19 protein-coding genes and 1 other annotated feature are annotated in these 13,685 nt (G+C 37.0%); of the genes, 2 read left to right on the forward strand and 17 right to left on the reverse strand.

Going from position 1 to position 13,685, the window contains the following annotated elements; genetic code table 11:
- Positions 1–13: 13 nt before the first annotated feature.
- Together AC6UD1_RS01510 and AC6UD1_RS01515 are read right to left on the reverse strand one after the other, a co-directional pair.
- Positions 14–496 (reverse strand): HDIG domain-containing metalloprotein, encoded by a 483-nt coding sequence (locus AC6UD1_RS01510; protein ID WP_500693675.1) that lies wholly within the window; start codon positions 494–496, stop codon positions 14–16.
- Positions 497–583: 87 nt separating this feature from the next.
- A complete protein-coding gene (locus AC6UD1_RS01515; protein ID WP_500707134.1) occupies positions 584–1,351 on the reverse strand; it encodes a TrmH family RNA methyltransferase in 768 nt (255 codons plus the stop codon).
- An 86-nt stretch (positions 1,352–1,437) separates the two neighbouring features.
- On the opposite strand from AC6UD1_RS01515, the gene AC6UD1_RS01520 reads away from it, so the two are divergent.
- Positions 1,438–1,722 (forward strand): acylphosphatase, encoded by a 285-nt coding sequence (locus AC6UD1_RS01520; RefSeq protein WP_500706580.1) that lies wholly within the window; start codon positions 1,438–1,440, stop codon positions 1,720–1,722.
- 70 nt (positions 1,723–1,792) lie between these two features.
- Positions 1,793–2,764, forward strand: coding sequence for a membrane protein insertase YidC (gene yidC, locus AC6UD1_RS01525; RefSeq protein WP_500707136.1), 972 nt, complete (start codon positions 1,793–1,795; stop codon positions 2,762–2,764).
- Positions 2,765–2,851: 87 nt separating this feature from the next.
- Here yidC and rpmF read toward each other — a convergent pair whose 3' ends face one another.
- From rpmF to dnaI, 15 genes are all read right to left on the reverse strand, one after another.
- Positions 2,852–3,031 (reverse strand): 50S ribosomal protein L32, encoded by a 180-nt coding sequence (gene rpmF / locus AC6UD1_RS01530; protein ID WP_010021570.1) that lies wholly within the window; start codon positions 3,029–3,031, stop codon positions 2,852–2,854.
- A gap of 42 nt (positions 3,032–3,073) precedes the next feature.
- Positions 3,074–3,628, reverse strand: coding sequence for a YceD family protein (locus AC6UD1_RS01535; RefSeq protein WP_500696743.1), 555 nt, complete (start codon positions 3,626–3,628; stop codon positions 3,074–3,076).
- An 82-nt stretch (positions 3,629–3,710) separates the two neighbouring features.
- On the reverse strand, positions 3,711–4,829 hold the full coding sequence (locus tag AC6UD1_RS01540) for a nucleotidyltransferase (RefSeq protein ID WP_500707137.1): 1,119 nt from the start codon (positions 4,827–4,829) through the stop codon (positions 3,711–3,713).
- Positions 4,830–4,834: 5 nt separating this feature from the next.
- Positions 4,835–5,572: a class I SAM-dependent DNA methyltransferase gene (locus AC6UD1_RS01545; protein ID WP_500707138.1), complete on the reverse strand. Its 738-nt coding sequence runs from the start codon at positions 5,570–5,572 to the stop codon at positions 4,835–4,837.
- Position 5,573: 1 nt separating this feature from the next.
- Positions 5,574–5,933 carry a ribosome silencing factor gene (gene rsfS, locus AC6UD1_RS01550; protein ID WP_500693669.1) on the reverse strand — a complete coding sequence of 120 codons (360 nt, stop codon included), beginning with the start codon at positions 5,931–5,933 and terminating at the stop codon, positions 5,574–5,576.
- An 8-nt stretch (positions 5,934–5,941) separates the two neighbouring features.
- On the reverse strand, positions 5,942–6,544 hold the full coding sequence (yqeK, locus tag AC6UD1_RS01555) for a bis(5'-nucleosyl)-tetraphosphatase (symmetrical) YqeK (RefSeq protein WP_500699520.1): 603 nt from the start codon (positions 6,542–6,544) through the stop codon (positions 5,942–5,944).
- On the reverse strand, positions 6,537–7,106 hold the full coding sequence (locus tag AC6UD1_RS01560) for a nicotinate-nucleotide adenylyltransferase (protein WP_500693667.1): 570 nt from the start codon (positions 7,104–7,106) through the stop codon (positions 6,537–6,539). Before AC6UD1_RS01560 ends, yqeK begins: the two co-directional genes overlap by 8 nt.
- Before the next feature lie 11 nt (positions 7,107–7,117).
- The gene (yhbY, locus tag AC6UD1_RS01565; protein ID WP_500695713.1) at positions 7,118–7,429 is read right to left on the reverse strand and encodes a ribosome assembly RNA-binding protein YhbY; all 312 of its coding nucleotides are present in this window, start codon (positions 7,427–7,429) and stop codon (positions 7,118–7,120) included.
- Positions 7,430–7,441: 12 nt separating this feature from the next.
- Complete coding sequence (yqeH, locus tag AC6UD1_RS01570) at positions 7,442–8,560, reverse strand: ribosome biogenesis GTPase YqeH (RefSeq protein ID WP_500707139.1); 1,119 nt, start codon at positions 8,558–8,560, stop codon at positions 7,442–7,444.
- Entirely contained in the window at positions 8,560–9,105 is a 546-nt protein-coding gene (locus tag AC6UD1_RS01575; RefSeq protein ID WP_500693958.1) for a YqeG family HAD IIIA-type phosphatase, read from the reverse strand. Before AC6UD1_RS01575 ends, yqeH begins: the two co-directional genes overlap by 1 nt.
- Before the next feature lie 103 nt (positions 9,106–9,208).
- Positions 9,209–9,565: a 50S ribosomal protein L20 gene (rplT, locus tag AC6UD1_RS01580; protein ID WP_010021582.1), complete on the reverse strand. Its 357-nt coding sequence runs from the start codon at positions 9,563–9,565 to the stop codon at positions 9,209–9,211.
- 34 nt (positions 9,566–9,599) lie between these two features.
- On the reverse strand, positions 9,600–9,794 hold the full coding sequence (gene rpmI, locus AC6UD1_RS01585) for a 50S ribosomal protein L35 (protein WP_010021583.1): 195 nt from the start codon (positions 9,792–9,794) through the stop codon (positions 9,600–9,602).
- Positions 9,795–9,835: 41 nt separating this feature from the next.
- Positions 9,836–10,342: a translation initiation factor IF-3 gene (gene infC, locus AC6UD1_RS01590; protein ID WP_500693664.1), complete on the reverse strand. Its 507-nt coding sequence runs from the start codon at positions 10,340–10,342 to the stop codon at positions 9,836–9,838.
- Between the two features lie 38 nt (positions 10,343–10,380).
- Positions 10,381–10,505 (reverse strand) — a sequence feature (ribosomal protein L20 leader region).
- A gap of 17 nt (positions 10,506–10,522) precedes the next feature.
- A complete protein-coding gene (gene thrS / locus AC6UD1_RS01595; protein WP_500707167.1) occupies positions 10,523–12,496 on the reverse strand; it encodes a threonine--tRNA ligase in 1,974 nt (657 codons plus the stop codon).
- A 261-nt stretch (positions 12,497–12,757) separates the two neighbouring features.
- Positions 12,758–13,684: a primosomal protein DnaI gene (gene dnaI / locus AC6UD1_RS01600; protein ID WP_500696746.1), complete on the reverse strand. Its 927-nt coding sequence runs from the start codon at positions 13,682–13,684 to the stop codon at positions 12,758–12,760.
- Between the last annotated feature and the right edge of the window lies 1 nt (position 13,685).

Here is a 13,685-nt window from a genome sequence, read left to right on the forward strand (position 1 = left end):
ATATCCTCCTAACTTATCTTTTTAATAATCCTTTAACTTTTTTCTTCATCGGTGAGAAAAATTCATCAACTGCCGAATAATCATCAACAAGTGAAACAATCACACTTTCCATGTACTTGGGTCTTGCAAGGGTTAACCCCCACATATGTTTTAGAATAATATCTTGTTCCTTCGGAGTGATATCAGTGATCTTTTTGGCGTTTCTTAGGGCAACACGTGGATGAATATATGCATGTGAACCTAAATCAAACTTAGTGGTTCGCCAATCATAATAGAATAGATCATGCAATAATCCGCCACGGGCAGCCGCTCGATAATCTAAATTCATCTTTTTAGCAATTTTATAACTCTCATAAGACACTGCAATTGAATGCTTCAATCTAGTCGAATGGTGATGTTGGGTGTAATCACCTAATTTTTGAATTTGCGGACTTTCTAACAAATCAGAAATGATTGAAACATATTCAGGGTCATCTTTCCACGATTCTGTTTCCATACTACATTACTCCAATCCGTCTCTAGGTTAATTCTACCCAATTAGATAAGTTCCATTCAATCATAAGGACTCACTTTAAGAAACAATTTAATTTTTGATTCGAAACATGATAACAGCAGCCGCAATTGCCACATTTAAAGATTCAGCCTTCCCCTCAATGGGAATATACAAATTATCATCAGTTAATTTTAGTAAGCCAGGGCTCATTCCATTCCCCTCATTACCCATAATTAAAGCGAAATCATTTTTAGAAGGGACATCTCGATAGTTAATGGCACTGGAATTAAGCTCTGTCCCATATACCTTAATTTTTAGCTTCTTAAACATCTCAACGGCATGTTCTAGATTCATTTTAATAATCGGAAGATGAAACTGACTTCCCTGCATGGCACGTAAAACCTTCCCGTTATATTCACTAGAAGTTCCGTCACCAAAGATCACTCCAGAAAAACCTGCGGCATCCGCTGTCCTTACCATCGTTCCGATATTACCGGGATCTTGAACGTTATCAAGCAGAAGCCAAGCTCCGCTAACTTTAGCAACATCAATCTTTGGTTCTTCAATCTTACACACGGTAAAAATTCCTTGAGTTGTCGAAGTATCACTTAATTCAGTAGCAACTTCATCTGATATAACAATGATATTTTCACCAGAAAGGTCATCTCCATGAGCCAAATATTGATCTTCGGTTGCTAAGATGGTTACCAACTGATCTGCTTTAAGATAATTCATTGCCTCGGATACCAGATGCCAACTTTCAATTAAATATTCCCCACTCTTTTTTCTTCCTTTACTGGTATGTAACTTTTTAATATCTTTAATGGTTTGGTTTTGTTTAGAATTAATTCTTTCCATTTATATTCCCCTTAAAATGAATTAGAATTGATATTGTTGTTCTTATAATATCACAGTTACGGTAAACGCTTTTAAGGAGAATCATTTTGTCAAACAATCAGTCAGTCAAAATAATCGTTTCAGGACTTGTCCAAGGCGTTGGATTTCGATATAGTACTAAAAAAATCGCAGATCAATATTCGATTACTGGAAGTGTCCAAAACATGCCCAACGGAACCGTTTTAATCATCGCAAATGGGACTAAATCGGAGTTAGACGATTTTATTCATTCAATTAAAACTGCACCCAATGGTTTTGCTAAGATCCAAAACATTAAAACACAGTCAATTAAACTTCCAAAAGTTCCAAATTCATTTTCAATTAAAATCTAACTTGAAATTGCTGAAATATTCTTATTAGGTTAGTATGTAACATGTTACTTAAAAGTTAGGAGTTAACTAAATGAAAAAAATTAAGAAACTAGTTTTATTCGGTTTTATTGCCATGGTTGGCATTTTTTTAACTGGATGTGTAAGAACCGATTCAAAGGGACGTCCCTTTGGATTCGTTTATCATTATTTAGCCGTTCCCGGGCAACACGTTATGGATTGGCTAGCACAATACGTTGGTGGCTATGGATGGGCCCTGATCGCAATTACCGTAATTGTTAGAACTTTGCTTTTACCAATGATGATTAGTCAGATGAAAAAATCTACTATTCAACAGGAAAAAATGAATTTGGTTAAACCACAAATGACCAAGATTCAACAACTCCTAAAAAAAGCAACGACCAAAGAACAGCAGGTTGCCTTAAATCAGCAGATGATGCAACTCTATAAAGACAACGGAATCAGTATGACAGGTGGAATTGGATGCTTGCCATTATTGATCCAGTTGCCAGTGTTTGCTGCTCTGTATGCAGCTATTCGTTACTCACCTGAAGTTTCTCATACCGTCTTTATGGGCATTAAACTAGGCCAATCCAGCATCTTATTAGCCGTCTTGTCGTTTCTGGCTTATGCACTTCAGGGATACCTTTCAACCGTTGGGATCCCTAAAGAACAGAAAAAGCAAATGGCGATTATGATGTTAATTAGTCCGATCATGATTCTATTTGTTACTCTTTCATCCCCAGCTGGATTAGGAATTTACTTCTTTATTGGCGGATTATTTGCCTGCGTTCAGACCTTTATCATCAATTTGTCCCGTCCACGAATTAGAAAACAAATTAATGAAAAAGCCCAAAAGAATCCTCCCAAAGTTGTCATTCCAAAGGAATTAGAAGAAGAGATTGAGACAAGGGCCGAACCAAGTTCAACAACCAGCTCCAAAAATACAGTTTCTAAATCTGGAGAATCTGAAACTGAGATTGAACACGAAAACAACCGAAAACGTAATGCGGGAAAACAACAGCATCATAATCATAACGAGTAAATAAAACCGACAATTAAATTGTCGGTTTTTTATTACAAAAAAAGAACTTCAAAAACCCATGGTGTTTTTGAAGTTCTTTATTTTAAATTAACCCTTTTTGGCAACTACTTCTTTACCGTCATAGTAACCACAGTTAGGACATACAAAATGTGACTTACGTAGTTCGCCACAGTTAGGACATGGGCTCATGCCAGGAACTGATAAACTGTCATGCGAACGACGCATGTTTCTTCTTGCTTTAGAAGTTTTTCTCTTTGGTACAGCCATTATTCACAACCTCCTCTTAATTTGATTTCCACTAGTGAATTTTTAAGTCTTGTCATCGTCTGAAGGTTTGAAATCCTTTAATTTTGCAAGACGTGGATCAACATTTTTATCTTCTTCCACCTGTCGATTAAAATCATCTTCAGAAATAACTTCCCAGTCATTTCCTTCAGGCATTGCTTTGCCTTTTTGCTCTTCTGGTGAAAGAACTTGCATCGGAATGTTGACAATTATGTTATCAGCAACTGCTTTATCAAAATCAATCATCAAGTCATCACCAACAACTAACACTACTTCTTCATTATCATATCGATTTAGCGCAGTTTCAGTTAACACATAAATCTCACTAATGTTAAAATCCATGGGTAACTTAACTGGGGTTAACGATCGTGAAGAAGGAACTGTTACACTACCCTTGACGTGAGCATCTATAATCACATCTCCCTTGTCAGGAGTAGCAGATACATCAACGTCAAAGGAAGTGGCATCAAGAATACTTTTCGGATATCGATTCATTAAATCGTCTTTTAAATCCACTGTCTCATGGGTTGTAAACGGCTCTTTCTTATATCCTAGTAGTTTTTCAAATGACCACTTCATAATTTAACCTCCAATGCAACACGACTAATTATACATACCATAAAATTCATTGTCAAGGTCCTATCCTTGATAGCACGGTCTTCTATATAACAATGGGATAAGTAAATTTATCTTGCATTCGACCATTGATCATTCCATAAAGAATTCCAGAACGGCATTCAAGTTCCAACGTATTATTAAATTCTTCTTTTCCAATTCGATCAACGATCGGATATGGGATTGCTTTTTTAACTTGATTCAGATAACTTTTCCCGGTATCGTTCATTCCCAAAACTCGGACAACCGGATTATAACTAGTCATTTGTGTTTTCTTTATTTTAAATAACGTATAGACCAACAGTCTTTGAATCCTAGTGTAAGTATACCGTTTTGTCTTAACATCTTTAATAAACGCCTGATAGGTTGTGTCTTTGACCGCCATTTGCTTTAGACGATTCTCTAATCCCTCAGTCATCTGATAAATTTGATTTAAATCAACTATCGAACTTTGAGTCAATTCATAACGTAAAAAGGGCCAAAAGTCTGACCAGAAAACCGGTTTTTCGTTGTCTAGGACGACAGAAGAATTGGGAATGAACTTTTGGTAATGACGATCATGTGATTTAATTGAAGCGCGAATAGCTTTGCCACTCGCAATTTTTCCACTCAACTCTCCACTATTATGCTCACTACTGTACCGTTTAACCGGAACTAGTTTTAAAGAGGAACCCAACTTCTGATAGGCCTTTGCATACCAATACGCAAGTGTATCATTTGGCTTAATTAAATCAATTCCACTCTGTTCTTTAATTGTTCGTTGAAATAATTTTGGATAGGAAAAATTATAATTATGAAAATTATCAGACGGATGAACGTCAATAGATGCCAACTTCTTAAAATCCCAGTCACTGTGCTCACTACCAAACGATAAGTATGAACAGCCCAAAGCCTCTACAAGTTTCATCGACCGCTCTGCAAAAATACTGGCAGGTTGAACCGCATCCGATATTGGAAGTTCAATTACTAAATCAACTCCGTTATCTAAAGCCATCTGAGTGCGGATCCATTTATCATAGATAGCTGGCTCTCCTCTCTGAGTCCAATTACCACTCATAAATATTACCGTTACATCCGCTTCAGTTCGTCTTTTAGCTTCCTGTAATTGATAAAGATGACCATTATGGAAAGGATCATATTCGGTTATTATTCCAACAGCTTTCATTTGGATTATTCCTCACTACATACAAAGAACCAACGGGTAGTATCATCTTTAACCTTATCTTTTCCAAAGTTACTCGTCACCTTAACGTTATTAAATCCGACTTCATTCAGTGCCTGAATGTATTCTACCAAGGGATAGGTTCGTTCTTTATGGGTTTCATTATATTCATCAAAACCGTTAATATTCCGATTGTAATCAAAAAAAGATAGATCATGTTCCACTGAATGAGGAAAATCACCAACAAAGGTATTCCACATAAAAGCATGGTCACCATCGTTGGTGTTAAACATATAGCCTGGATAAACAACATCGGTCTGATAAGGGGTGATTACATCAAATAAGAATTTACCATTCTTAACAAGATGTCCTTTAACCTGAGCAAACATTGTTTTAACTTGCTCAATATTTTCTAAATAACAAATCGAATCGTCAAAACACGTAATGACACCATAATTGGGTACACCATCCAAATCTAACATATTGGCATTAATTAACGCCACGTCAAACACATGGCTTTCATTTAAATGATCATTTGCGATGGCCAGCATATCATCCGATAAATCAGCTCCAGATACGACATAACCTGCTTTTTTTAAAGTAACCAAAAGGCGACCAGTCCCACAGGCTAAATCTAAAATATGCTTTTCTTTAGGGACGTTATCAGCTACAAACTCATACCACTTTTGATATAGATGATTGTCAAATAATTTATCATAAAATGACGCAAACTCAGAATAAATCATATCAGTCTTCACTGACCCAATCAGTTATATCAAGATCAGGAGCGTCAGACCAAAGCTTCTCTAAGTTGTAAAAGGACCGTTGTTCACTCTTAAAGACGTGAATAATAATATCACCGAGGTCAATTAATACCCAAGATCCTGTATTTAGCCCTTCGACCCGTAAAACTTCAACGTGCTCCTCACTCAATCGATCAATAATATCATTTGCGATTGCCTTCACCTGACGAACACTAGGAGCATCCATAATGACAAAATAACGACCGACCAACGACAATTCTTCAATGTCTAAAACCACAATATCGTGGGCGCGTTTACTATCAGCAGTTTCAACAATATTTTGTAAAATCTTATTATTATCCATATAATCCCCTACTTTTTACCAGCAACAATTACATTAAAAGCTGTAATCGCACCGGGATAAATTGCCTTTCCGTTGCTTGCCAAATATGAAATGGTACTTTTAGTTTGATATTTAACACCATCCCATAAATTTTGATTGGTAATCTTACGAGCTTTTTCAACCCCATCAAAATCACGGGCCGGCTCAATGTAGTCAGCCATATAAGTAATCTGTGCAACTTTGTCCATGTCAGGCGATGCGATCGTATGATATTTAATCGCGTTTAGAATTCGATTATCATGAATCCCAAGTTCTGATTCCACAATCAGATAACCCACGTAGCCATGCCAAATAGCATTTCCATAATTAAGTAGTTCTGGATTCAAATGATGGGACTTAATAATGTCAATAAATTCCGAATCCGGCCGTTGTTTGGCATAATCATGAACCAGACCACTAAGTCCAGCTAAAGTTTCGTCCACATTAAACTCTCGTGCTAAGGTAATGGCGGTCTCTTCAACTCGCAAGCAATGTTGAAACCTTTTCTCTTTTAACGTCGCTTTTAGTTTGGCAACAATTTGATCACGATCATACTTAGAATATTTTTGATAATTAATTTTCTCTTTATCCATATAAATCATGCTCCTTAATGTACCGTAACACCGCATCTGGCAACAAATATCTGACACTTTCACCCTTTTCAAGATGTGATCTAATTAAAGACGATGAAATAGCTATCTCAGGTGAGTCAACAAAACTTACTGGGTACTTAGAAGACTCAGAATTACCCGGACGATTAACGCCAACAAATTTAACCATTTTAATAAGATCATCAATTCGATACCATTTTGGCAGATATTCGACCATATCGCCACCAATGATAAAGTAATAATCAACATCGGGATGAATTTTAGTTAATTCCTTAATCGTATCATAGCTATAACTTTTCCCCTTGCGATTTACTTCAATCATTTCAATTTTAAAATTAGCGTTATCCCTAATGGCTAAATTAATCATGTTAACCCGATCAGAAGCATCAATTGCGGACTTATAATCAACATGTGGTGGCAAATAATCGGGCATAAATAGAACTAAATCGAGGTTTAATTGGGTTAAAGCTTGTTCAGCCATAATTAAATGACCATAGTGAATGGGGTTAAAAGTTCCACCTAAAATTCCAACCTTTTTGCGCATCAATCAATCTCCTACAAATTTGCCACTTCAATCGATAATTTACGATAATTGTCCTTACTTGATTCCTTAAACAATAAAAGTGTCTTACCAATCGTTTGGACAACTTGGATGTCCGAGTTATTCTCAATAAATTGTTTAACGTCACTCACATCCACATCGGCAGATTGTTGAAGATTAATTTTAATTAATTCACGGTGATCAACAGCATTTTTAACTTCATTCATCCAAGTCTCATCTAACCCATTCTTTCCAACTGAGAAAATGGGCCGCATATGATTCGCTTTTGCTCTTAAAAATCGTTTTTGTTTTCCCTTTAAATTCATTATTAAATACTCCTAAAACATTGCTTTTCTAACTAACACTGACACACCCTTAGGAGCATATCCAGCAACCGTGGAACCTTTCGGAACGGTAATCCATCCCAGTCCTTCAATCACTAAATCACTTCTGTCAGTAATTTTAAATTCATGTCGTTTTAACCCAACGACGTTGTCCTTACCAGTTGGTGGGGTCAATAATTCACCGGCATGTTTCTCAAAAAATTCATCAGCATTTGTTAATTTGGTTCGATGAATCATCAGATTATTGTCAGCATAAACGGTAAAGCCATGACGTTCCCCCGAGATAAAATCAAACCGGCCAATTGCACCTAAGAATAACGTCTGCCCTGGATCCAACTGATAAGTCCTGGGTTTAATCCGTTTTTGCGGTGAAACATACTTCAAGTCTTTAGAACTTAAATAGTGAGCCATCTGATCTTCATGAACAACACCAGGTGTATCGATCAACTCTTTTCCATCTTCCAACGGTATTTTGATCAAATCGAGGGTAGTACCAGGAAACTTAGAGGTAGTAATAACCTGCTTCTCACCAGTGCTTTGTTGGATAATTTGATTAATTAAGGTAGATTTGCCAACGTTAGTTACTCCAACCACATAGACATCTCGGCCCTTCTGATTTTTTGAAATGGCTTTTAACAGATCGTCGACTGATTGATTCGTCTTGGCAGATACTAATTCAATATCAATGGGTCTAATTCCATTCTTATTTGCCATTTGACGTAACCAATCTTTAACTTTGTTCTGGTTGAACGACGATGGCAACAAGTCTGATTTGTTACCAACTAAAATAATCGGATTGTTACCAACAAAGCGCTGAATCCCAGGAATCATACTTCCATCTACATCAAATACATCCACGACGTATACTACTAACGAATCAGTGTCGCTAATTTCACTCAATAACTTTACAAACTCATCATTTGAGATGCTAATTGGTTCAATTTGATTATAATGACGAAGCTTAAAACAACGCTGACAGTATAATTTTCCAGAATCAATTCCCTTCTTGATTGCTGATTTAGGCGTGTAACCAGCCTGTTTCGGATCGGTATCTTGAATTTGTGCCCCACACCCAATGCAATATAAGGGCTCATTATTTTCATCATTATCCATTAATCAATATCATCCTTCCACTTTAAATCACTATACTTTCGCATCAATTGTGCATATACAAACGTTTCAAAGAAACGATTAATCCGTGTGTTCCACGCATCTGAAGTAACCAATGGCTTTACCAAAATACTTCTAATTCGAGTATTATTAGCGGCCCATATATCCGTTAAAATTTGATCTCCCACCATTACCACTTGGCTTCGTTTTAAACGATACGTTTTAAGAGCCCTTAAAATCCCAAAAGTAAGTGGTTTTAAAGCCCGGGCAATAAATGGTAACTCAAGACTAGTAAGAGCTTTCTCTAGTCTTTCCCGATTATTATTTGAAACCACAATCACCCTGATTCCATGATCTCGAACTCTTTTGAGCCAATCGTGCAGTTCTACGGTTCCCTCAGGATTATTCCACGGAATTAGGGTATTATCTAAATCGGTCAGAATTACATTAATCCCGTAACTTTCAAGTTTTTCTGGGGAAATTTGATAAATATTGTTAACCATCCAAGTCGGTTTGAATAATGATAGCATATAGACCTCTCTGTAAATAAGAATTGATGTTTCTATTTTAAATCATTTATGTATAGATTGGGAGCATCCCAATCCGATAAAAAAACTTCCACCAAACAAGAGCGGTGAAAGTTTTTTAGGCTTATTTTAATGCTGCTTTGGCTTTTTCCGCTAATGCAGAAAAGGCATCAGCATCGTTAACTGCTAAGTCAGCTAACATTTTTCTGTTCATATCGATGTTAGCAAGTTTCAAACCATGCATGAATTTACTGTAACTCAATCCATTATTTCTAGTGGCTGCGTTAATTCTTGCAATCCAAATCTTTCTGAAATTACCTTTATTGGCACGACGGTCACGAAAGGCATATTCCTGTGACTTCATTACTTGATCTTTAGCAGTTTTGAATAAACGATGCTTAGCACCGCGGTATCCCTTAGCTAATTTAAGAACACGCTTACGACGATTACGTGTGGTAGTTCCACCTTTTACTCGTGGCATATTAAAATCCCCCTATACAAACTATATTATTCGCTTATTTTTGTAGTAATTCTTTGTAAGTCTTCAAGTTTGACTTAGCCATCATACGTGTTCCACGTAAATGTCTACGTTGTTTCTTAGTTTTACCGTGAAAACGGTGACTAGTGTAGGCATGACCACTCTTTAAACCACCATTAGCAGTTTTTCTAAAACGCTTTGCGGCAGCACGATTTGATTTCAATTTTGGCATATTATATTCCTCCTCATCGATTCATAACCCAATTAAATGAGTTATTTCTTTTCATTCTTACTTGGTGCAAGCATTAAGAACATACTTCGGCCATCCATCTTTGCTCGTTGAGTTACATCGGCAACGTCAGAAGTAGCTTCCGCCATTTTATTTAAGACATCTCTTCCAATACTTTTATGGGTAATGGCACGTCCCTTAAATCTAATAGAAACTCGAACACGTTCACCCTTTGTCAAAAACTTTTTGGCATTTTTAAGTTTGGTGTTGAAGTCATTACTATCAATCGTAGGACTTAACCTAATTTCTTTAACACTAACAGTTTTTTGACGCTTTCGAGCTTCACGCTCTTTCTTTTGGCGATCAAACCGATATTTCCCGTAATCAATAATCTTGGCTACAGGCGGTTTTGCTTTGGGAGCAACAACAACTAAATCCAAATTAGCTTCTTCAGCAATTGACAAAGCTTCTTTAGTAGATTTGATTCCTAATTGATCTCCATTAGCACCGATTAATCTCAACTCGCGAGCATGGATACCCTCGTTAACCATCTTATCTCTTGCTATGGTAATTCACCTCCAGGTAATTTTAAGCAGAAAAATAGCGGATGCTACGGAGCACCCGCTACACCTAAAAACATTAGGACTTTCATTCGTAGATTGCCCAGCGATCAAAATCACTCAGGCGAGAAGCGGGAAGCTTCTGCTTTTGACTACATAATAATACCAACTTTATTTAATTTTGTCAACTGACTTAGACTCTTCATCATCATTACGTGAGTAAGTAGCAATATCATGAAGAACTTCTGAAATAAAGTCATCAATTGACATATCGCGACTGTCATCTTCACCATACTTACGAACAGAAACGGTATTATTCTTAATTTCATCATCACCAACAACTAACGTATATGGAATCTTCTTGGTTTGTGCGTCACGAATCAAGTATCCCATCTTTTCACCACGTTCGTCGACATTGGAACGTAAGTTTAACGCACGAAACTTTTCGTTTAATTTACGTGCGTAATCTCCGTGTTTTTCATCACTAACCGGGATGATTTGAATTTGATCGGGTGCAAGCCATGTCGGAAAAGCACCTTTATACATTTCAATTAAGTAAGCGGTAAATCGTTCCATGGTAGAAACAATTCCTCTATGAATCATAACCGGACGGTGTTCCTTACCATCTTCACCAACATAATGAAGATCAAATCGTTCCGGTAACATAAAGTCAAGTTGAATGGTAGATAACGTCTCTTCATTTCCTAGAGCCGTCTTAGTTTGAACATCAAGCTTAGGACCGTAAAATGCAGCTTCACCCTCAGCTTCAACGTAATCAAGGCCCAAGTCATCCATAGCGCCCTTTAACATCGTTTGCGCTTTGTTCCACATTTCATCATCGTCAAAGTACTTTTCGGTATTCTTGGGATCACGATAACTTAATCTGAACGTATAGTTATTAATGTCAAAATCATGATAAACTTCCATCATCAAATTCAAGATTTTTTTGAATTCTTCTTGAATTTGATCGGGTGCAACAAACGTATGACCATCATTTAAAGTCATTTCACGAACTCGTTGAAGACCACTAAGTGCACCAGACTTTTCGTATCGATGCATCATTCCTAGTTCAGCAATTCGTAGAGGAAGCTCTTTGTAAGAACGAATATGGTGATTGTAGATCTGAATATGAGATGGACAGTTCATTGGACGTAATTCCAACATTTCGTCATCATCCATCTTCATTGGTGGAAACATGTCGTCTCGATAGTGATCCCAGTGACCAGATTGCTTATACAAATCCAAATTAGCTAATACTGGGGTATAAACATGTTGGTAACCATGAGCAATTTCTTTATCAGTGATATAACGCTCAATTGTACGACGAATCGTTGCACCTTTTGGCATCCAGTAAGGAAGACCAGCCCCAACCTTTGGATCGACAAAGAATAAGTCGAGGTTATTCCCAATAACACGATGGTCACGCTCTTTAGCCTCTTTACGCTTCTTCAAATCTTCATCTAGGTCATCAGCTTTAAAGAAGGCCGTGCCATAAATTCTTTGAAGCATTGGATTGGATGACTTACCTTCCCAATAAGCACCAGCAACAGACAGGAGCTTAAAGTGTTTTAGATCTTTCAAACTTGGAGCTACTACCCCTTGAGCTAGCGTTTTAACACCATCGATACTGTAAAAAAGAATATTATCAGAATCAATGTTGGCAATTAGTTGTGCTTGATAAGGATCACCATCAACTTCTTTTAAAGCGTCATCTTTACTTAGATAAACCCTTTCGACCGTAGCATTATTTTTAATGATCTTTTTCATTTTATCAGCTAATTCATCAAGTTCATCTGAACTAACTTGACGATCTTCTTTGTCAGTATCAACAAAAAAACCATCTTCATCCGCGGCAATTTCACCAATGCGAATATCATGATACTTTTCTTTGACCGCCGTTTCCAGTAACTGAGCAGCACCCTGTCGTAGGATTTTAAGACTCTCATCAGAACCGGAAGTAATGATGTCAATCTTGCCACCATCTTTTAGTGGTTGCATCAAATCAACAACTTTTCCATCAATCTTAGCCGCAACTGCCTTTTTGGCTAGACTAACTGAAATTGACTTGGCAATATCTGCCGCAGTAACCCCCGAATCAAATTCTTTCTTGTTACCATCTGGAAACTCAAATGATAATTTAGCCATTTTACTCATTCCTTTCATAAAAAAAGTCCCTAGTAAATCAATACTAGGGACGCCATTAGCGCGGTTCCACCCAAATTCGTCCATTTATCTGGACATCTCGTTTAAAACCTATTTATTAATGTCATTTAATAAAGGTGGTAAGTAAGTTACTCCAAACAGATAGTTTCCAGAAAACCTATCCTCTCTGTGAAATTCGTAATCACTCATGTCCTTAACAACTAACAGTCTAAACAACGACCTGTCACATGTCAAGAATAATCATTATTTATTCCTGCGATTCGTACCATCAAGTTCAATGGGCTTTGCTAAAAATTTAATTCGTTCCATCAATCGCTTAGCTTTAAGTGGTTCCACATCTCCCTGAGCATTAACCTTTAAATGCTCTTGTTCCAATTGATCCATGGAAAAGTTAGAACTAAAAAAGGTGGGAAGCTCATTTTGCATTCGATACTCTAAAATAACCCCAAGAATGTCGTCTCTGATCCAAGATGACATTGAGTCTGCTCCAATATCGTCAATCATCAAAATTGGAGCAGTTTTAATTTCATCCAGCTTACCGCCAACTTGATTGTTTCCAATTGCATTTTTAATTTCAACGGCAAAACTTGGAAAATGAATCAAAACCGAACTATAACCGTCAGAGGCCAAACGATTGGCAATTGCTCCAAGTAAATAAGTTTTACCTACGCCAAAGGGACCGTATAGGTACAATCCCTTCTGAAAATGCTGAGGATTATTTTCATATGAACCAATAAAATCAAGTGCTCCTTCCAAAGCTTGAGCTCGTTCAGCTGTCTGTTCATAGTCACTTAAATTTGCCGATTTAATTTCTTTGGGCATTGAAATGGACTTAATGCGTGACGCAAATTGTTCTCGCTTCTGCTTGTTTAACAACGCTTGCGTAGGTTCGTACGAAACGTCAATCAAATGGTCACTTAAAACCAAGGTTGGTTGGTATCCCTTAGCAAAGTTAGCGTTTCCCTCTTCCAACTTTTTCTTTTCATTGACAAACTCATACAGTTTTGATGCCGACCGTTTCACAACATCATCACTTAACTCACTCTCATTGTCACTTAAAAATTGTTTAACGTCTGGATCAGAATAAACCGAATTCATTAACTGTTGGTAATTATGATTCAAATTTTTCTTTTTCATCAATTGGCTCATCTCATCACTAACATTCTTCATG

The organism is Fructilactobacillus sp. X8R1C1, assembly GCF_059900945.1.